The sequence below is a fragment of the Nonomuraea sp. NPDC003727 genome, assembly GCF_053586935.1.
This window is the reverse complement of sequence record NZ_JBSFNE010000014.1, coordinates 178227-195603: the sequence shown is the minus strand read 5'-3', so window position 1 is coordinate 195603 and position 17377 is coordinate 178227. Positions and strand designations below refer to the sequence as shown.

Sequence of the window (17377 nt, the reverse complement as noted above, 5' to 3'; positions counted from 1 at the left end):
GCGGCCGCCCGCATGACGGAGGGCCCGGCTCCCTGAGGAGCCGGGCCCTGGCGGCGGGAGGGTCAGTGCTGGACGGCCTTCTCGGCACCGACGCCGGTCAGGGAGCGGACCTCGATCTCGGCGTACTTGGCGGCGTTGTACTCCTTGCTCAGTACGGTGCCGAGCCAGCCGAAGAAGAAGCCGAGCGGGATCGAGATGATGCCCGGGTTCGACAGCGGGAACCAGGCGAAGTTCGCGTCCTTGAACAGCGCGGTCGCCGAACCCGACACCACCGGCGAGAAGATCACCAGGATGAGGGCGGAGATCAGGCCGCCGTAGATGGCCGAGACCGCGCCGGCCGTGTTGAACCTCTTCCAGAACAGGCTGTAGAGGATCGCCGGCAGGTTGCCCGAGGCGGCCACCGCGAAGGCGAGGGCGACCAGGAAGGCGACGTTCTGTCCCTGGGCCAGGATGCCGAGGCCGATGGCGATGGCGCCGATGACGAACGCCGACAGCCGGGCCACCACGACCTCCTCGCGCTCGGTCGCCTTGCCGTGCTTGAACACGTGGGCGTACAGGTCGTGGGCGAAGCTGGAGGAGGAGGCGAGCGTCAGGCCCGCGACCACCGCCAGGATGGTGGCGAAGGCCACGGCGCCGATGAGGGCGAGCAGGATCGTGCCGCCGACGGGGCCGAAGATGGCCTGCCCGATCCGCTCGGCGAGCATCGGGGCGGCGGTGTTGCCCGCCTTGTCGCCCGCCGCGATGGCCTTGCTGCCGACCAGGGCGGCGGCGCCGAAGCCGAGAACGAGGGTGAGCAGGTAGAACGTGCCGATGATGCCGATGCCCCACAGGACGGACTTGCGGGCGTCCTTGGCGGTCGGGACGGTGTAGAAGCGGATGAGGATGTGCGGCAGGCCCGCGGTGCCCAGGACGAGTGCGAGGCCGAGGCTGATCAGGTCGATCTTGCCGGCCAGGCCCTGGGCGTCGGTGGCGTACTTGCCACCTCCGTTCAGGAAGGCGTCACCCTTGCCGCTCTGCGCGGCCGCGTCGCCGAGCAGCGCCGACAGGTTGAAGCCGAACTTGCCGAGCACCAGCAGCGTGACCAGGGCCGCGCCACCCATGAGCAGGACGGCCTTGACGATCTGGACCCAGGTGGTGCCCTTCATGCCGCCGACCACCACGTAAATGATCATCAGGACGCCGACGCCGATGATCGTCCAGACCTTGCCCTGGGGCGAGTGGATGTCGAGCAGCAGGCCGACCAGCGCGCCCGCGCCCACCATCTGGGCCAGCAGGTAGAAGATGCTGACCACGATGGTGGACACGCCCGCCGCGGTGCGCACCGGGCGAGGGCTCATCCTGAAGGCCAGCACGTCGGCCATGGTGAACTTGCCCGAGTTGCGCATGAGCTCGGCCACCAGCAGCAGCGCGACCAGCCACGCCACCAGGAAGCCGATCGAGTAGAGGAAGCCGTCGTAGCCCGACAGGGCGATGATGCCCGCGATGCCGAGGAAGGAGGCGGCCGACATGTAGTCGCCGCCGATGGCCAGGCCGTTCTGGAAGCCGCTGAAGGACCGGCCGCCGGCGTAGTAGTCGGCGGCGGTCTTGGTCTGGCGGCTGGCCCAGAAGGTGATGCCCAGCGTGACGACGACGAAGGTGAGGAACAGGATGGCGGAGAGGTTCATTGGATCTTCTCCTCGACCTCGTGGCGGAGCTTGTCGGCGATGGGGTCGAGCTTCCTCTCCGCATGCTTGGCGTAGGCCCACGCGATCCAGAACGTGGAGACGAACTGGAGCAGACCGAAGATCAACGCGACGTTGACGTTGCCGAAGAGCTTCATGCCCATGAAGTCGCGCGCCCAGGCCGACAGCACCACGTACAGCAGGTACCACGCCAGGAACGCCACCGTCATGGGGAAGGTCCACGCCCTGAAGCGCCGCCTCAGCTCCTGGAACTCACCGCTGGCCTGCATCTGTTCGTAGACCGATGTGTCATGTTCTCTGGTAGTCACGGCTCGACGCCCTCCGGGTGTGATGCGGATCACGCACAAGGTAAGAGGGGAAGCTACCGTTCGTGGAGGGGGCGAGTCCGGCCGTTCGGCGAGGCGCGCCGCCGCGGCGGCCAACTGGCGGCCACTTGCGGTGAAAGGTCTGATTTGCGGGTTGAGCGGTCGCGTGCCCGCTCCGTCAGCCCTTCACCGCGCCCGCGGTGAGCCCTTCGACGATGTAGCGGCGGATCGCGGCGAACAGCACCAGCGTCGGGATCACCGACACCACGGTGGCCGCCGCCATCGCACCCCAGTCGATGTCGTACTGGGTGATGAAGGAGTTCATGGCGACGGGGACGGTCTTGGCGTCCTCGCTGTCGATGAACGTGATCGCCAGGAACAGCTCGTTCCACACCTGGACGAAGGCGAAGATGAAGGTGGCCGCCACGCCGGGCAGTATCACCGGGATGATCACCCGCGCCATCGCCTGCAGCCTGGACGCGCCGTCCACCTGCGCCGCCTCCTCCAGCGCCGCGGGCACCCGCTCGTGGAAGCCGCGCATGATGATCGTGCAGAACGGCACCAGCATGGCGACGTAGACGACCATCAGCCCCGGCAGCCGGTTGAGCAGCCCCAGGTCCGACATCAGGAGGTAGAGCGGGCCCAGCGCGATGAACAGCGGGATCATCTGCGTGACCAGGAAGGCCAGCATGAGCGCGCCCCTGCCGGGGAAGTCGAAGCGGGCCAGCACGTAGCCGCCGAACACGCCGATGACGGTCACCACCGCCGCCGACACCAGCGCGACCACCAGGCTGTTGGCCAGGTAGCGGCCGAAGTCGGCGAAGGAGAACAGCTCGGCGTAGTGCTCCAGGGTGGGCTCCCCCGGCCAGTACCGCAGCGGCATCGAGAAGATCTCGCTCTTGGGCTTGAGCGAGGTGACGACGACCCAGTAGAGCGGGAAGACCGTGATCAGGAGCCAGGCTCCCAGCACGATCGCCTTGGCGGCGCGCCGCGCGATCATCGTGACCTCTCGAAGCGGGTGGCGTTGAGGTAGAAGACGCTGAAAGCCAGCAGGAGGCCGAGGACCAGGAAGCCGACCGCGCCGGCCCTGCCGTAGTCGCCCCCCATGACCTGCTGGATCAGGAAGGTCGTCACGATGTCCGTCGAGCCCGCGGGGCCGCCGCCGGTCATCGAGTAGATGAGGTCGGGGAAGTTCAGGATCCAGATCACCCGCAGCAGCACGATCAGCGCCAGCGTCGGGCGGATGTGCGTCAGCGTCACGTGCCAGAACTGCCGCAGCCTGGAGGCCCCGTCCACGGCGGCCGCCTCGTACAGCTCGCGCGGCACCGACTGGAGCGCCGCCATGATCATGATCGCGAAGAACGTCACGCCGTACCAGACGTTGGCGACGATCACCGACGTCATGGCCCAGCCGGGCGTGGACAGGAAGCCGATGCGGGTGTCGATGATCCCGGTCCGCAGCAGCAGGTCGTTGATCACCCCGAACTGGCCGTTGAACATCCACCGCCACAGCAGCCCGATCAGGAACCCCGACATCGCCCAGGGGAAGAACACCCACGCCTGGTAGAGCCCCCTGCCGCGGAACTGGCGGCGCAGCAGGAGGGCCAGCGCGAAGCCGAGGAAGAACTGGAAGAACAGCGAGACGGCGACCCACGTGCCGGTGTTGCGCAGCGCCGTCCAGAACCTGTCCTCGGCCAGCACGGCCCTGAAGTTGTCCAGCCCGACGAACGGGGTCGAGGTCAGGTCGAACAGGTTGTAGCGCTGGAAGGCGATGACGCTGCCGCGCACCATCGGGTAGTAGGTGAAGAGCGCGACGAAGACGACTCCGGGCAGCAGGCAGAGCGCGATCAGCCCTGCCTTGCGGGTGGTGAAGGCGGGACGGCTCACGAAGCCTGACCCGCCCAGAACGCGTCCCAGCCCTTCAGCACGTCGGCCACGCTCTTCTTACCGGTCAGCAGCGCCTGCACGTCACGGTCGGAGTCGACGAGGAACTGGCTCCATCCGGGCGAGTCGACCGGCCTGATCGTGATCACCTGCTTGGGGTCCTGCTGCGCCTCCAGGTAGGCCTTCCAGGCGCCCTGGGAGAACTGCGGGTCCTGCTGCGCGGAGACCGAGATCGGGATCAGCGAGTTGCCCTTGGCGAAGGCGATGCTCTGCTTGGCCTCCGACAGGAACTGCACCAGCTTGACCGCCTCGGCCCGATGGGCGCTGAAGGAGGTGACGCCCCATCCGGCGTAGCCGACGGGCTGGAAGGCGTAGCCGGTGGGGCCCTTGGGGATCGGCGCGGTCGACCAGGCCGTCTGCCCGCTCTCCTCCACCGTCTTGATCACCTCGGGGTCCTGGATCAGCATGCCGGTCACGCCCGAGGTGAAGCCCTGCACCATCTCCGGGTAGCCCCAGGCGACCGAGTCGGGCGGCGAGGCCTCCTTGAATATCTTCACGAACAGTTCCATGGCCTGGGCGGCCTCGGGCGTGGAGAAGATCGTCTTCTTGTCCTTCAGGTAGAAGGACTTCTGCGGGTCCAGCGCCTCGCCGTTGTAGGCGCTGATCATCTGGACGGCGTAGTCGGCGCCGCCCTTGCCGCCCCGGAAGGAGTAGCCGTACCGCTCGCCGGTGGTCATCTTCCTGCCCTCCTGGTAGAGCTCCTCCCAGGTGGCCGGCGGCTTGGTCATGCCCCAGTCGGTGCGGTAGAACAGCGCCCGCTGGTAGAAGCCGTAGGGGATGAGGTACGGCTTGCCGCCCACCTCCACGGCCTTCTTCCTGGCCAGCTCGGTCAGGTCGGTCCAGCCCGCCCACTGGGTGGTGGGCAGCTCGGCCAGCCAGCCGTTGTTGGAGAAGGACTTGACCGTGTGGTCGCGCACTTCCAGCACGTCCAGGTCCTTCTTGGTCTGCAGGATCTGGGTGATCTTCTGGTCCGCACTGTCCAAGGGCGGCGAGACGAGCTCCACCTCCACACCGGGGTTGGCCTTCTCGAACTCGGCGAGCAGACCCTTGATCAGCTTGGTCCTGTCGGGGCTGGTCAGGCTCTCGATCATGCGGAGCCTGATCGTGCCGCCGCCATCGGACGAGGAGTCCGAACCGCACGCGGCGATCGTCAGAGTGGCGGCGGCCAGGGCCGCGAGGAGGGGGGATTTCATGGGGTGCCTCCTGGGTGACAGCGCTGTCACTCAAGCTAGGGGCACAACCCCCTCCAGCGCTAGAGCCAGATCCTCGATGAGTGTGTCGGCCGGCTCCAGACCCACCGACAGGCGCACCAGCCCGACGGGGATGCCCATGGTGGCGCGCACCGACTCCTCGATGGTCAGCGCGGGCGCGATGACCAGGCTCTCGAACCCGCCCCACGACACGCCGATCCTGAAGGCCCTGAGCCGGTCCAGGAAGGCCGACACCGCCCGCCGGTCGTCGCTGTCGACCTCGAAGCCGAAGACGCTGGAGAAGCCCGACATCTGCCGCGCCGCCAGCTCGTTGTCGGGATGGGAGGGCAGGCCCGGATGGTGGACGGCCCGCACCGCCGCGTGCTTGTCCAGGAAGGCCGCCACGGCCAGGCCGCGCTCCTGGTGGGCGGCCATCCGCACGGGGAGCGTGCGCAACCCCTTGATCACCTTGGCCGCGTCGTGCGGCGACATGGCCGCGCCGTACAGCTGGTACTCCGTCAGCGCGATCGGCCTGATCAGCTCGGCGGAGCCGGCCACCACCCCGCCGACCAGGTCGCTGTGGCCGCCCACGTACTTCGACAACGAGTGGATCACCAGGTCGACGCCCATGGTCAGCGGCTTCTGGAACAGCGGCGTCGACCAGGTGTTGTCCATGACGGAGACCAGCCCGTGGCCCGCGGCCCACCGGGTCACCTCCGCGATGTCCACCAGCCGGTAGCTCATGTAGGACGGCGACTCGAAGTAGAGTACTCGCGTGTTCTCTCTGATAGCGCTGTCAAGACCAGCGGGGTCGCCGACGTGTGTGTGCGTGACGCCGAACTTCTCCAGGTAGCGCAGGAACTGCGTGGTCGGCCCGTAGATCGCGCCGAGCACCAGCACGTGGTCGCCTGCCGACACCAGCGACGAGATGGTCGCCGAGATCGCGCCCATCCCCGAGCCGAAGCACTTGGCCCGCTCGGCTCGTTCCAGCGCGGCCAGCTTGCGCTGCGCGAGATCGACGGTCGGGTTGGTGCCCCGCCAGTAGACGTAGCGCTCGTCCTCGTCCTTGATCGCCTCGGCCAGGTCGCCGACCGTCTCGAAGGTGAACAGGGAGTTCTCGTAGATCGGGGGATTGACGGCGCCGAGCGTCCACGGCGCGTCCTCGCCCAGCCTGCCGCAGATCCAGTCATCGTTCATGGGGGACACTATGACAGAGGGGCGCAAGCCGCCCACCATGGCCGACGTGGCCCGGCACGCGGGGGTGAGCCTGAAGACCGTCTCCCGGGTGGTCAACCAGGAGCCGCACGTCAGCGCCACGCTCCAGCGCAGGGTGCAGGAGGCCATCAACGCGCTCGGCTTCCGCCGTAACGAGGCGGCCAGCCGCCTGGCCAGGGGCGCGGCGATGCTCACGATCGGCCTGGTGATGGAGAACATCTCCAACCAGTTCTACTCCCACCTGGCCGCGGCGGTGGAGAGCGCGGCGGCCGAGCACGAGGCGCTGGTGGTCTTCGGCTCCTACGAGGAACGGCCCGAGCGCGAGCGGATGCTGGTGGAGTCGATGTTCGCGCGCGGCGTCGACTCGCTCATCCTCGTGCCGTCGGCCGGCCGGCACGACTGGCTCGGCGAGCTGGTCGCCGGCGGGCTGCGCGCGGTGTTCGTCGACCGGCTGCCGCCGGGCGTCCCCCACTCCGGCGCGGTGCTGCTCGACGACTTCACGGGCGGGCGCCTGGCCACCGAGCACCTGATGGCGCGCGGGCACCGCAGGATCGCCCTCATCTCCGACGACGAGACGGTCAGCTCGGTGCACGACCGGGCGCGCGGCTACCGCGAGGCGCTCGGCACGCTCGACGAGCGGCTGGTGACGCGCGGCGTGTTCGACCCCTGGCGGGCCGCGCGCGAGGTGGACCGGCTGCTGGCGCTGCCCGACCCGCCCACGGCCTTCTTCGCCACCAACAACAGGGCGGCGATCGGCATCCTGCAGGCGCTGCGGCGGCGGCCCGACAGGCCGGCCTTCGTGGGGTTCGACGACTTCGCCCTGGCCGACGTCTTCGACCCAGGAGTGACCGTGGTGCGGTACGACACCGGTCTGCTCGGCCGTACCGCCGTGGACCTGCTGCTGGGCGGCGGGCCACCGCAGCAGGTGCGGGTGCCGGTCGAGCTGGTGGTGCGCGGCTCGGGCGAGCTGCCCGTCAGGACGAGCGCGGACGCCAGTCACCGCGGTCCAGGTTGAGGGTCTCGGGCGTGTGCAGCCGCACCATGGTGCGGGCCACGCCCGGGGGCACGTGGTGCGGGGTGAGGAACGACACGGCGATCATCACCACGAAGGCGATCGGCACCGTCCAGGCCGCGGGCTGGGCCAGCAGCGCGCCCACGAGACCGTCGAAGGGGCCGCCGGTGATCTGCGCCATCACCGCCGCGCACGCCAGGCCGCCGCCCACCAGCAGCCCCGCCAGCGCGCCCGTCGACGACAGGCGGCGCCACCAGATGCCCAGCACCAGCAGGGGGCAGAACGAGGAGGCCGCCACGGCGAAGGCCAGCCCCACCACGTCGGCCACCGGCAGGGCCCTGGCCCACACCGCCAGGCCCAGCGGCACCGTCACCGCCAGCAGCGTCGCCAGGCGGAAGGCGCGCACCGCGCCGCCGCCGAGCAGGTCCTGCGCGATCACGCCCGCCACCGACACCGTCAGCCCCGACGACGTCGACAGGAACGCCGCGAACGCGCCCGCGGTGACCAGCGCCGTCAGCAGGTCGCCGAGCGTGCCGCCGATCATCCGCGACGGCAGCGTCAGCACCACCGCGTCCGTGCCGGCCAGGTCGGGCGCGTAGATCCGGCCCAGCCACCCGTAGAGCGCCGGCAGCAGGTAGAAGGCGCCCAGCAGCGACAGCACCACCAGCGTCGTACGGCGCGCCGCCCGCCCGTCGGGGTTGGTGTAGAAGCGCACCAGCACGTGCGGCAGCCCCATCGTGCCGAGGAACGTCGCCAGGATCAGCGAGTAGGTGGAGTACAGCCCGTACTCCTTGGCGCCGGCCAGCGGCAGCTGCCAGTGGGCCGCGTCGTGCGCCGGCAGTCCGGGCGCGCCGCCCGAGCGCCAGGCCAGCAGCAGGAACACCAGCGGGAGCGCGAGCGCGGTCAGCTTCAGCCAGTACTGGAAGGCCTGGACGAAGGTGATCGACCGCATCCCGCCCGACAGCACGTTCACCGCCACGACCACCGCGACCAGCAGCCCGCCCACCCAGCCCGGCGCCCCGGTGATGGCCCGCAGCACGATGCCCGCGCTCTGGAACTGCGGCATCAGGTAGAGCCAGCCGATCAGCACGACCAGCACGCTGGCGGTCCTGCGCACGGCCATCGACTCCAGCCTCGACTCGGCGAAGTCGGGCAGCGTGTAGGCGCCCGAGCGGCGCAGCGGCGCGGAGACCAGGACCAGCAGCACCAGGTATCCGCCGGTCCAGCCGACCGGCAGCCACAGCATGTCGGCGCCGTGGGTGAGGATGAGGCCCGCGATGCCGAGGAAGGAGGCGGCCGACAGGTACTCCCCGCCGATGGCCGAGGCGTTCCACAGCGGGGTCACGGTGCGGGAGGCGACGTAGAAGTCGGAGGTCGTGCGCGAGAGCCGCAACCCGAACGCCCCGATGAGGATCGCCGCGGCCATCACCAGGCCGACGGCCGCGAGGCTCACCCGACCGTCACCCGCCCCGCGGACGCGCCGTTCACTGCCGCTCGACCAGGTCTTCGAAGTGGCGCTCGTTGCGTTCGGCCTGCCGTACGTAGAGCCAGGCCCCCGCGACGAACAGCGGATAGATCAGCCCCGCCAGCACCGCCCACGGCAGCGGCACGCCGGCCAGCTCGGCCGCGCGCAGCTCGGGCACCAGCAGGAACAGCAGCGGCAGGCCGAGCACCACGCAGGCCAGCACCGTGCAGACGAACAGGGCGAGCCTGAACTGCGTGCGCAGCAGCGAGCGCATGTAGACCTCGCCGAGGCGGGTCTGCTCGTCGATCTCCCTGCTGGCCGGGTAGCGGGGACGGCGGGCGGCGGCGGTGCGCGGGCTGGTGACGGTGACGCGGCCCTTCATCGCTTCGCCTTCCGCAGCAGCAGGTCGCGCAGCTCGCGCGTGTGGCGGCGGCTGACGGGGATCTCGGTCTCGCCCACCCTGACGGTGCACCGGCCCGAGTCGATGTGCAGTTCCTCGATGTGCTTGACGGCGACCAGGTGGCTGCGGTGCACGCGGACGAAGCCCGAGGAGGCCCACCGTTCCTCCAGCGTGGCCAGCGGGATGCGCACCAGATGGCTGCCGCCGGAGGTGTGCAGGCGGGCGTAGTCGCCGTGCGCCTCCACGTAGACCACGTCGGCGGTGGAGACGAACCTGGTCACCCCGCCCAGCTCGACGGGGATCGTGTCGTACTCGGCGTTCTCGGCGGGCACGTCGGACGAGACGCACACCCGCCTGATCGCCTCGGCGAGCCGTTCCGGGCGGACCGGCTTGAGCAGGTAGTCCTCGGCCTTGATCTCGAAGGCGTCGACCGCGTGCTCCTCGTAGGCGGTCACGAACACCACCCGGGGCGGGTCGGCGAAGCGCGACAGCAGCCTGCCCAGCACCACCCCGTCCAGCCCGCGCATCCTGATGTCGAGGAAGACCGCCTCGATCGGCCTGCCCTCGGCCATGGCCCGGTCGAGCAGCCGCAGCGCCGCCGCCCCGTCGCGCGCCGTGGCGACCTCGCCGATCCGGGGATCGGCGCGCAGCAGGTACGCCAGGTCCTCGAGCGCGGGGAGCTCATCGTCCACCGCCAGCACCCGCAGCCCGTTCACGGCTCTCCCTCCGGTCATTTGAGAGTGATGAAACAGACATCAGGCGTCAAGCCTGTCACGACCCGATCACAGGCTCGCGAAATCGTCGCGGGCTCCGCCATGTGTGCGAGGAGGACCGTACGGCCACTGCTACCAGGGCCACGCCTTTACAAAGTAGATCAGCGGGCTGACACCCCGGGGTGGTACTTGGGGACCCTGACGTTGACCTTCGTGCCGGCCCCCTGCGCCGTCTCGACGACGATGCCGTACTCGTCGCCGTAGACCTGGCGCAGCCGCTCGTCGACGTTGGCCAGGCCGACGCCGCCGGCCGCCGGGACGTCGCCGGCCAGGATCCGGCGCAGACGTTCGGGATCCATGCCGAGGCCGTCGTCCTCGACGCTGATGCGGCATTCGGCGCCCGCGTCCTCGGCGATGATCGTGATGCGGCCGACGCCGTCCTTGGACTCCAGGCCGTGCCGGACGGCGTTCTCGACCAGGGGCTGCAGGCACAGGAACGGCACGGCGACGGGCAGCACCTCAGGCGCGATCCGCAGCGTGACGCGCAGGTGGTCGCCGAAGCGGGCGCGTTCGAGGATGAGGTAACGGTCGATGGAGCGCAGCTCCTCGGCCAGGGTGGTGAAGTCGCCGTGCCTGCGGAAGCTGTAGCGGGTGAAGTCGGCGAACTCCAGCAGCAGCTCCCTGGCCCGCTCGGGGTCGGTGCGGACGAAGCTGGCGATGGTGGTGAGGGAGTTGTAGATGAAGTGCGGGGAGATCTGGGCGCGCAGCGCCCGCACCTCGGCCTCCATCAGCAGGGTGCGGCTGCGGTCGAGTTCGGCCAGCTCGAGCTGCGAGTCGACCCAGCGGGCCACCTCCTGGGCGGCGCGGACCAGCCCGGCCGAGCTGTGCTCGCCGTAGGCGGCCAGCGAGCCGACCACCCTGTCGTCCGTGGTGAGCGGCACCACCACGGCGTGCCTGATCGGGCACTCGAGCAGCTCGCAGTCGAGGTTGAGCACCTGGGTACGGCCGTCCTTCAGGGTGCCCGCCGCGTGGGCGAACGCCTCGGCCGCGTGGTGCTCGCCCGCGCCGTCGTAGACCAGCAGCCGCTCGCCGTCGGTGATGGCGATCGCCGGGGAGCCGAGCAGCTCGCGCAGGTGCTTGGAGGCCCGCTGCGCCCCCTCCTCCGACAGGCCGGCGCGCAGCGGCGGCGCGGCCAGCGAGGCGGTGTGCAGGGTCTCGAACGTGGCCCGCTCGGCCGGGCCCGAGCCGAGCTCGCGGCGCCCGCGCAGCACCCGCCACAGCACGAGGGCGGGACCGCCCACGAGGAGAGCCAGGAGGAGGGCGACGACCACGGGTTCCACGGCCGGAGCCTACCGCCGTCCCGCCGCCGCGGGGCGCGGCCCGCGGTCCTCAAGGCGGACTCGCGGTGCTGAAGGGCGGACCCGGCGGGCGCGCGGGGGCCGCCCGCTCAGCCGCTCCCCCTGATGGCGGCGGCGTAGGCCGCGGCCTCCTCGTCGGAGTCGTACTTCACGCGCGGCCAGAAGAAGCCGCGCAGCCCGTCCTTCCTGTTGCGCGGCACGATGTGGACGTGCAGGTGGGGGACGCTCTGGCTGATGCGGTTGTTCATCGCCACGAACGTGCCCGCCGCCTCCAGACCCTTCTCCACGGCGCCCGCCAGCTGCTGCACCCGCTCGAAGAAGGGGCCCACCTCGGGCAGGTCGGTCAGCGTTTCGACGTGCTGCCGCGGCACCACCAGCAGGTGCCCCTTGAAGACGGGCCTGGCGTCGAGGAAGGAGACGGCCACCTCGTCGGAGGAGACGACGAAGGCGGCCCGCTCCCCCGCGACGATCTCGCAGAACGGACAGCTCACCAGCCGACCCTCACCGTTCCCTTGAGCAGTTCCCTGGCGATCAGCAGGCGCTGCACGTCGTTGGTGCCCTCGCCGATCGCCATCAGCGGCGCGTCGCGGTAGAGGCGTTCGAGGACGAACTCCTGCGAGTAGCCGTAGCCGCCGTGCACGCGCATGGCCTCCATCGTGACGCGCAGGGCCACCTCCGAGGCGAAGTACTTGGCCATGGCCGCCTCCGCCCTGGCCGACCTGGAGGCCGCCCAGTAGGTCATCAGCCTGGCCGCCTGGATGTCGGTGGCCATGTCGGCGAGCTTGAGCTGGATGGCCTGGAAGTCGCCGATCGGCCTGCCGAACGCCTCCCGCTGTCCCGCGTAGGCGAGCGCGGCGTCGAAGGCGCACTGCGCGACGCCGACCGCGCGGGCGGCGATGTTCACCCTGCCGAGCTCGAGGGCCGACAGCGCCTGCTGCATCCCCCGCCCCTCGACGCCGCCGAGCAACCGGTCGCGGTGCACCCGCACGTCCTCGAGGGTGATCTCGCAGGTCTCGGTGCCCTTGTAGCCGAGCTTGGGCAGGTCGCGGCTGATGGTGTAGCCGGGCGTGCCGGCCTCGACGAGCAGCATCGACATGCCCTTGTGGGCGGGCGTCTCGATCGAGGTCTTCACCAGGACGGGCATCGGGTCGGCGTGACGGGCGTTGGTGATCCAGGTCTTCGCGCCGTTGATCACGTAGTGGTCGCCGTCGCGGACCGCGCGGGTGGTGATCCCCTGCAGGTCGGTGCCCGCCCCCGGCTCGGTCAGCGCGATCCCGGTACGGCGGGTGCCGGCGGCCAGGCCGGGCAGGTAGCGCTCCTTCTGCTCGGGCGTGCCGTACTGGTCGATCATCCACGCCGACAGCGAGTGGGAGCCGAGCACGCCCGCCACGCCCATCCAGCCGCGGGCGATCTCCTCGAAGACCAGGGCGTAGGAGACGCGGTCGAGCTCGAGGCCGCCGTAGCGGGCCGGGATCGTCATGCCGAACAGGCCGAGCTCCTTGAAGCGCTCGACGATCTCCGCCGGGTAGCGGCCCGACCGCTCCCATTCGCCGGCGACGGGCACGATCTCCTTGTCGACGAACTCTCTCAGGGTGGCGCGGAACAGCTGCTGGTCCTCGTCGAGCTCGAAGTCCATCACATGGGTCCGTTCTTCGCGGTCGGGAAGTAGCCCTTGTCGTGCGGCGCGTCCCGCTTGTAGACCATGACGGTCCGCCGCCACGACATGACCTCGTCGCCGTCCTGGTTGAGGCCGCGGGTGGCGCAGGTGACGATGCCGGCGTAGGGGCGCGACCTCGACTCGCGCTTGTCGAGGACCTTCGACTCGGCGTACAGGGTGTCGCCGACGAACACCGGATGGGTGAGCCTGATCTCGTCCCAGCCGAGGTTCATCATCGCGTTCTGGCTCACGTCGATCACCGACAGACCGAGCACGATCGCCACGGACAGGCCGGAGTTCACGATGATCTTCCCGGCCGGGGCGCCCGCGGCGAAGTGCGCGTTGAAGTGGTTCTGGTTGGTGTTCATCGTCAGCAGGGTGAACCAGGTGTTGTCCGCCTCGCTGATCGTGCGGCCCAGCGGATGCTGGTAGACGTCGCCGACGACGAAGTCCTCGTAGTACCGGCCGAGGCCGGGTTGGTGCACCGTCACCTGGGCAATCTACGACTAGAACTTTCTTCGGTCAACGAAGGTCGTCCAGCTCGTCTGGTTGGGCGCGCTCCACTCGACGGGCGCGCTGATCGGGCCGAAGAACGCCTCGAGGTTGCCCGGCACCTCGTCGACCTTGGCGCCCCTGCAGTGGTAGACCAGCGCGCCCGGCCGCTGGGCCATCGCCATCCACGGCAGCCACGGCGAGACCCGGCACCACGACAGCGTGCTCGGCACCGAGGGGGCCTGGCCGTCCAGATCGGCCGCGGGGGCGAAGAACTGGAACAGCTCCATGGCCCGGTAGGTGTCGCTGAAGGAGTTGTCGGGATGGTCGGCCACCTTCAGCGGCGACGGGTAGGCCAGCAGGATGTCGGTGTTGAACACGACCGTGTCGCCGAGCCTGGTGGTGGGCACGGTGAAGCCGCGCAACCGCTGGTTGACCGGATCGTTGTAGACGTGCTGGACGTCGACGGACCGGCCGGTGAAGGGGTTGTCCCAGATGTCGAGGGGCTCACGCGAGACGGGGTCGAGGTAGGCCGCCGCCTCCCTGGTCAGCAGCTCCCAGCCGCCGTCGCCCTCCACCGCCCGCGCCACGTTGACACCCTCGAAGCCGAACAGGTGACGGGGCCCGTCGTCGGGCAGATAGGCGTAGACGTCGCCGGTCCACCAGGTCACCGTCTCCGCCCCGTCGGCGCTGGCCCGTACGCGCATGAACTCCCGGAGATCGCTCATGCGCGGCACCCTACTGCACGGTGATCGCCACCGTCGCCGCTCCCTGACCGGTGATCTCGACGCGTGTGCTGCCGGGGTGCTTGGCGTTGAAGACGAAGTAGGAGCGGTCGTCGGCGTGCTCCTCGCTGATGAAGGAGGCCACCTTGGCGTCGGGCACCTGCTTCAGCTCCCAGTCGCCGTGCGGCAGCGCCACCGAGAAGCGCTGCCCCTTGCCGACCTGGACCTGCGTGGTCGCGCCCGGGACGCCCTCGACGACCTTGCCGAGGTCGCTGACCGCGCCACCGCCACCGCACCCGGCCAGGCCGAGCGCGATGATCACGGCCACCACCGCACGACGAATCATGTCGGCAGCGTATCGGGCGCGGGCGGGTCCCGCGGAACCGCATAGGGCTCGGCGTCCGCGGGGTGCCCCTCCGCCATGCGCTTGCCCCTGATCAGCTCGGCGTCGAACTCCGCGCCGAACAACACCGCCATGTTGGACAGCCACAGCCAGATCAGGAACACCACGACCGCGGCGAGCGTGCCGTAGGTCTTGTTGTAGGAGCCGAAGTTGGCCACGTACAGGGCGAAACCGCCGGAGACGATCACCCACAGCACGACCGCGACCAGCCCGCCAGGGGTGATCCAGCGCAGCCCCGGCTGGCGCACGTTCGGCGCCGCCCAGTACAGCACCATGATGAGCCCCGCGGCGATGAGGGCGAGCACCGGCCACTTGGCGATGTCCCAGATCGTGACCAGCGTGTCGTCGACGCGGAGCCGGTCGCCTGCCACCTCGGCCACCCGGCCGGTCAGGGTGACGGCGACCGCCCCGGCCGCCAGCAGCACCATGACCAGCAGCGTCAGCCCGAGGCGCAGCGGCGTCAGCTTCCAGAACGGACGGCCCTCCCGGATGTCGTAGATCGCGTTGGCCGCGCGGATGAAGGCCGCGATGTACCCCGAGGCCGACCAGAGCGCCACGAGCAGGCCGACGATCGCCAGCGCTCCTGCGCCGGTGCTGCGCACCCCCGCAAGCCCCTGGAGCAGCAGGTCACGCACCTCGGCCGGGGCCAGGACGGCGATGCCGCCGAGCACCGTGGCCGCGTCGTCCCTTCCGACCATGCCGAGCAGCGACACCAGCACGATGAGGGCGGGGAAGATCGACAGGACACCGTAGTAGGTGAGCGCCGCCGCCCAGTCCTGCACGCCGTCGCGCCGGAACTCGGCGAACGCCCGCCTGAGCGCGCTCCACCACATACGCTTACTTCTTGCCTCGCCGCATCAGCCTCCGGGCCACGAGCAGGGCCACGACGCCGGCGGCCACGGCCGCCAGGCCCGGCCGGCGCCGCGCCTGCGCGCCCACCTTGTCGGCGGCGTCCCTGACGGGGTCCGGCATCCGGTCGGTGACGGCGACGACCCGGTCCCTGGCCGCGCCGGCCACCCCGCTCGCCCTGCCCTTGAGGTCGGCCTTGTTCACCATGGCCTCGACGGTGCCGCCCAGTTCCCCGCGGGTCCCGGCGATCTCGTCGCGCCCGCCGCCCTGCCCGGGCCCGCCCGCCACCAGCCGGTCGGTGCTCGGCCGCGGCGTGGCCGCGGCGCTCGCGCCGCTCCGGCCGCCCGGGCCCGGCCCGCCGGCGACCTGGTCACCACCGGAGTCCTGGCCGCCGGAAGCCTGGCCACCGGGAACCTGCTCGCCGGGGGCCTGGCCACCGGAGACCTCGGCGGGCTCGTCGTCCCACTTGTCCGCCTCGCCGGCCCTGTCATCGGGGATCGGGCCCTCGGGCACGAACTCCTCGTGCGGCCTGCGCGCCTCGGCCGCGGCCTCGGCGTTCTCCGCCGCCCCTGCCCTGGTGGGCGGGACGTTGACGGACTCGTGGTCGGTCGGGGTGCCCACCGTGGCCCTGCGCGCGCCCACGTCGCCGGCGTGCGCGTCGCTGAAGCCCGGATCGGTCTCGGTCATCGTCGTCCCCTCTCTCTCACCACGTCGATCCACGTCGATGTCGGTCCTGACGCTCTCGTTCGCCGCCACGGGCGCCGGCGATGCCACCTGTTCGCCCTGCTTCCTACCGATAAGACCAAGTACGGCGGCAAGGATGAGCAAAACTCCGGCCACGATTGCGGCCGTGGCCCGTGGCGGCGGCAGCGCGACGACGACGACACCGACGACGCCGGCGACACGGGCGCGTCGCCGGCCGGCTCAGCCGTGCAACGGTGCCGCTCGGTGTTCATGGAGGGAGCGACTACCCGCCCCGCGGCGGGGAAACCTCAGCGCTTGGCTGCCTTCAGCAGCGCGTCGAGCACGCCGAGCACCGAGGAGCCCGGCACCTCGCACCACGGGGCGGGAGGAGCCGGTCGCTCGCACCACGGCTGGGGTGGTCGCGGCCGCTCGCACCAGTTGCCGGGACGTTTCATGCTTCCTGTCTACCACCGATGAGGTGTGTCAGCGCGGCCACTGCTCTGTAGGGGTCGGTACGGCCGGCGATCTCCTCGCAGTCGATCAGCGCGTCCAGGTCGTCCGGCGTGGGCGTCGCGTCGGGGGCCGGGTCGGTGAAGACGCGCACGCCGTACCAGTGCGTCACCTCCAGGCCGCGCGCCACCAGCGCCGCGGTGAGGTCGGCGCGGCGGTCGGCCCGCGCGCGCACGCCCAGTCTGTTGGTGTAGGCGTCGGCGGTGAAGGCGGCCCGGGTGGCCGGCCAGTCGCCCGCCAGGCCGGGCCGCATGGCCAGCGCGTCGCCGTTGCGCACCAGCAGCGACAGGAACCCGCCCGGCCGGACCAGTCGTGCCAGGTCGGTGAGCAGCGGACCGGGGTCGGCGAAGTACATCAGCACGCCGTGGCACAGCACCACGTCGAACGAGGCGGGCGGAAACAGCGCCGGCAGCTCGGACAGGTCGGCGCGCACGGTCGTGACCCTGCCGGGGGGCAGCAGGCCGAGCAGGTCCGCGGAGGTGTCGACGCCGGTGACGTCGTGGCCGCGCTCGGCCATGCGCAGCGCCTGGGTGCCCTGGCCGCATCCGGCGTCGAGCACGCGGGCGGGCGCGGCGGGCAGGTGGCTGTCGAGCTGCCGGGTGACCAGCTCCTGGCGGACGACGTTGCGCAGTTCGCCGAGACGGTGCCGCCAGCGGTCCTCGGCGTTCTCGAACCCCACGCCTACCGACCCTAGTCCCCGCGGGAGAAACCGCAGAGGAACCGAAGTGAAACCCGGCGCGACGACACTCGCTGCATCGCACGCCTGTCCCACC

Annotated in this window: 20 protein-coding genes and 1 pseudogene; 1 reads left to right on the top strand and 20 read right to left on the bottom strand. The window is 70.6% G+C overall.

The annotated features are described in order from the left end of the window. Nucleotides 1-62: 62 nt before the first annotated feature. The 6 genes from ACWDLG_RS32700 to ACWDLG_RS32675 form a co-directional block, all read right to left on the bottom strand. On the bottom strand, nucleotides 63-1664 hold the full coding sequence (locus tag ACWDLG_RS32700) for a solute symporter family protein (RefSeq protein ID WP_449927547.1): 1602 nt from the start codon (nucleotides 1662-1664) through the stop codon (nucleotides 63-65). Continuing rightward, on the bottom strand, nucleotides 1661-1990 hold the full coding sequence (locus ACWDLG_RS32695) for a DUF485 domain-containing protein (protein ID WP_449927544.1): 330 nt from the start codon (nucleotides 1988-1990) through the stop codon (nucleotides 1661-1663). The genes ACWDLG_RS32700 and ACWDLG_RS32695 overlap by 4 nt, the downstream gene beginning before the upstream one ends. 175 nt (nucleotides 1991-2165) lie before the next feature. Continuing rightward, on the bottom strand, nucleotides 2166-2987 hold the full coding sequence (locus tag ACWDLG_RS32690) for a carbohydrate ABC transporter permease (protein ID WP_449927541.1): 822 nt from the start codon (nucleotides 2985-2987) through the stop codon (nucleotides 2166-2168). Next, complete coding sequence (locus ACWDLG_RS32685) at nucleotides 2984-3874, bottom strand: carbohydrate ABC transporter permease (protein ID WP_449927538.1); 891 nt, start codon at nucleotides 3872-3874, stop codon at nucleotides 2984-2986. The genes ACWDLG_RS32690 and ACWDLG_RS32685 overlap by 4 nt, the downstream gene beginning before the upstream one ends. Beyond that, the gene (locus ACWDLG_RS32680) at nucleotides 3871-5124 is read right to left on the bottom strand and encodes an ABC transporter substrate-binding protein (protein ID WP_449927535.1); all 1254 of its coding nucleotides are present in this window, start codon (nucleotides 5122-5124) and stop codon (nucleotides 3871-3873) included. Before ACWDLG_RS32680 ends, ACWDLG_RS32685 begins: the two co-directional genes overlap by 4 nt. Before the next feature lie 30 nt (nucleotides 5125-5154). Further along, nucleotides 5155-6318: a trans-sulfuration enzyme family protein gene (locus ACWDLG_RS32675; protein WP_449927532.1), complete on the bottom strand. Its 1164-nt coding sequence runs from the start codon at nucleotides 6316-6318 to the stop codon at nucleotides 5155-5157. Between the two features lie 10 nt (nucleotides 6319-6328). Here ACWDLG_RS32675 and ACWDLG_RS32670 point away from each other — a divergent pair, with 10 nt between their 5' ends. Further along, nucleotides 6329-7351, top strand: a complete 1023-nt coding sequence (locus tag ACWDLG_RS32670; RefSeq protein ID WP_449927529.1) for a LacI family DNA-binding transcriptional regulator — start codon at nucleotides 6329-6331, stop codon at nucleotides 7349-7351. Here ACWDLG_RS32670 and ACWDLG_RS32665 read toward each other — a convergent pair. The 14 genes and pseudogenes from ACWDLG_RS32665 to ACWDLG_RS32600 all read right to left on the bottom strand — a co-directional run bounded on the left by ACWDLG_RS32665 (nucleotide 7311) and on the right by ACWDLG_RS32600 (nucleotide 17283). Further along, nucleotides 7311-8801, bottom strand: coding sequence for a sodium/solute symporter (locus tag ACWDLG_RS32665; RefSeq protein ID WP_449927526.1), 1491 nt, complete (start codon nucleotides 8799-8801; stop codon nucleotides 7311-7313). The genes ACWDLG_RS32670 and ACWDLG_RS32665 overlap by 41 nt on opposite strands. Before the next feature lie 31 nt (nucleotides 8802-8832). Next, nucleotides 8833-9195, bottom strand: a complete 363-nt coding sequence (locus ACWDLG_RS32660; RefSeq protein ID WP_354907253.1) for a hypothetical protein — start codon at nucleotides 9193-9195, stop codon at nucleotides 8833-8835. Next, nucleotides 9192-9947, bottom strand: a complete 756-nt coding sequence (locus tag ACWDLG_RS32655) for a LytR/AlgR family response regulator transcription factor (protein ID WP_449927522.1) — start codon at nucleotides 9945-9947, stop codon at nucleotides 9192-9194. The genes ACWDLG_RS32660 and ACWDLG_RS32655 overlap by 4 nt, the downstream gene beginning before the upstream one ends. A 140-nt stretch (nucleotides 9948-10087) precedes the next feature. Continuing rightward, nucleotides 10088-11266, bottom strand: coding sequence for a sensor histidine kinase (locus ACWDLG_RS32650; RefSeq protein WP_354907254.1), 1179 nt, complete (start codon nucleotides 11264-11266; stop codon nucleotides 10088-10090). Between the two features lie 107 nt (nucleotides 11267-11373). Next, nucleotides 11374-11775 (bottom strand): HIT family protein, encoded by a 402-nt coding sequence (locus tag ACWDLG_RS32645; protein WP_354907256.1) that lies wholly within the window; start codon nucleotides 11773-11775, stop codon nucleotides 11374-11376. Continuing rightward, nucleotides 11772-12920 (bottom strand): acyl-CoA dehydrogenase family protein, encoded by a 1149-nt coding sequence (locus ACWDLG_RS32640; protein ID WP_449927517.1) that lies wholly within the window; start codon nucleotides 12918-12920, stop codon nucleotides 11772-11774. The genes ACWDLG_RS32645 and ACWDLG_RS32640 overlap by 4 nt, the downstream gene beginning before the upstream one ends. Further along, nucleotides 12920-13432 carry a MaoC family dehydratase gene (locus ACWDLG_RS32635; protein WP_449927515.1) on the bottom strand — a complete coding sequence of 171 codons (513 nt, stop codon included), beginning with the start codon at nucleotides 13430-13432 and terminating at the stop codon, nucleotides 12920-12922. Before ACWDLG_RS32635 ends, ACWDLG_RS32640 begins: the two co-directional genes overlap by 1 nt. Before the next feature lie 15 nt (nucleotides 13433-13447). Beyond that, the gene (locus ACWDLG_RS32630; protein ID WP_449927512.1) at nucleotides 13448-14161 is read right to left on the bottom strand and encodes a DUF1838 family protein; all 714 of its coding nucleotides are present in this window, start codon (nucleotides 14159-14161) and stop codon (nucleotides 13448-13450) included. A 10-nt stretch (nucleotides 14162-14171) separates the two neighbouring features. Next, nucleotides 14172-14504, bottom strand: a complete 333-nt coding sequence (locus ACWDLG_RS32625) for a hypothetical protein (protein WP_449927509.1) — start codon at nucleotides 14502-14504, stop codon at nucleotides 14172-14174. After that, nucleotides 14501-15394, bottom strand: a complete 894-nt coding sequence (locus ACWDLG_RS32620; protein ID WP_449927506.1) for a YihY/virulence factor BrkB family protein — start codon at nucleotides 15392-15394, stop codon at nucleotides 14501-14503. The genes ACWDLG_RS32625 and ACWDLG_RS32620 overlap by 4 nt, the downstream gene beginning before the upstream one ends. A 4-nt stretch (nucleotides 15395-15398) precedes the next feature. After that, entirely contained in the window at nucleotides 15399-16097 is a 699-nt protein-coding gene (locus ACWDLG_RS32615) for a hypothetical protein (RefSeq protein ID WP_449927503.1), read from the bottom strand. Nucleotides 16098-16142: 45 nt separating this feature from the next. After that, nucleotides 16143-16280, bottom strand: a pseudogene (locus ACWDLG_RS32610) (phage holin family protein); the annotation flags it as partial. A gap of 122 nt (nucleotides 16281-16402) precedes the next feature. Continuing rightward, nucleotides 16403-16549 carry a hypothetical protein gene (locus tag ACWDLG_RS32605; RefSeq protein ID WP_354907265.1) on the bottom strand — a complete coding sequence of 49 codons (147 nt, stop codon included), beginning with the start codon at nucleotides 16547-16549 and terminating at the stop codon, nucleotides 16403-16405. After that, entirely contained in the window at nucleotides 16546-17283 is a 738-nt protein-coding gene (locus tag ACWDLG_RS32600; protein ID WP_449927498.1) for a class I SAM-dependent methyltransferase, read from the bottom strand. Before ACWDLG_RS32600 ends, ACWDLG_RS32605 begins: the two co-directional genes overlap by 4 nt. Between the last annotated feature and the right edge of the window lie 94 nt (nucleotides 17284-17377).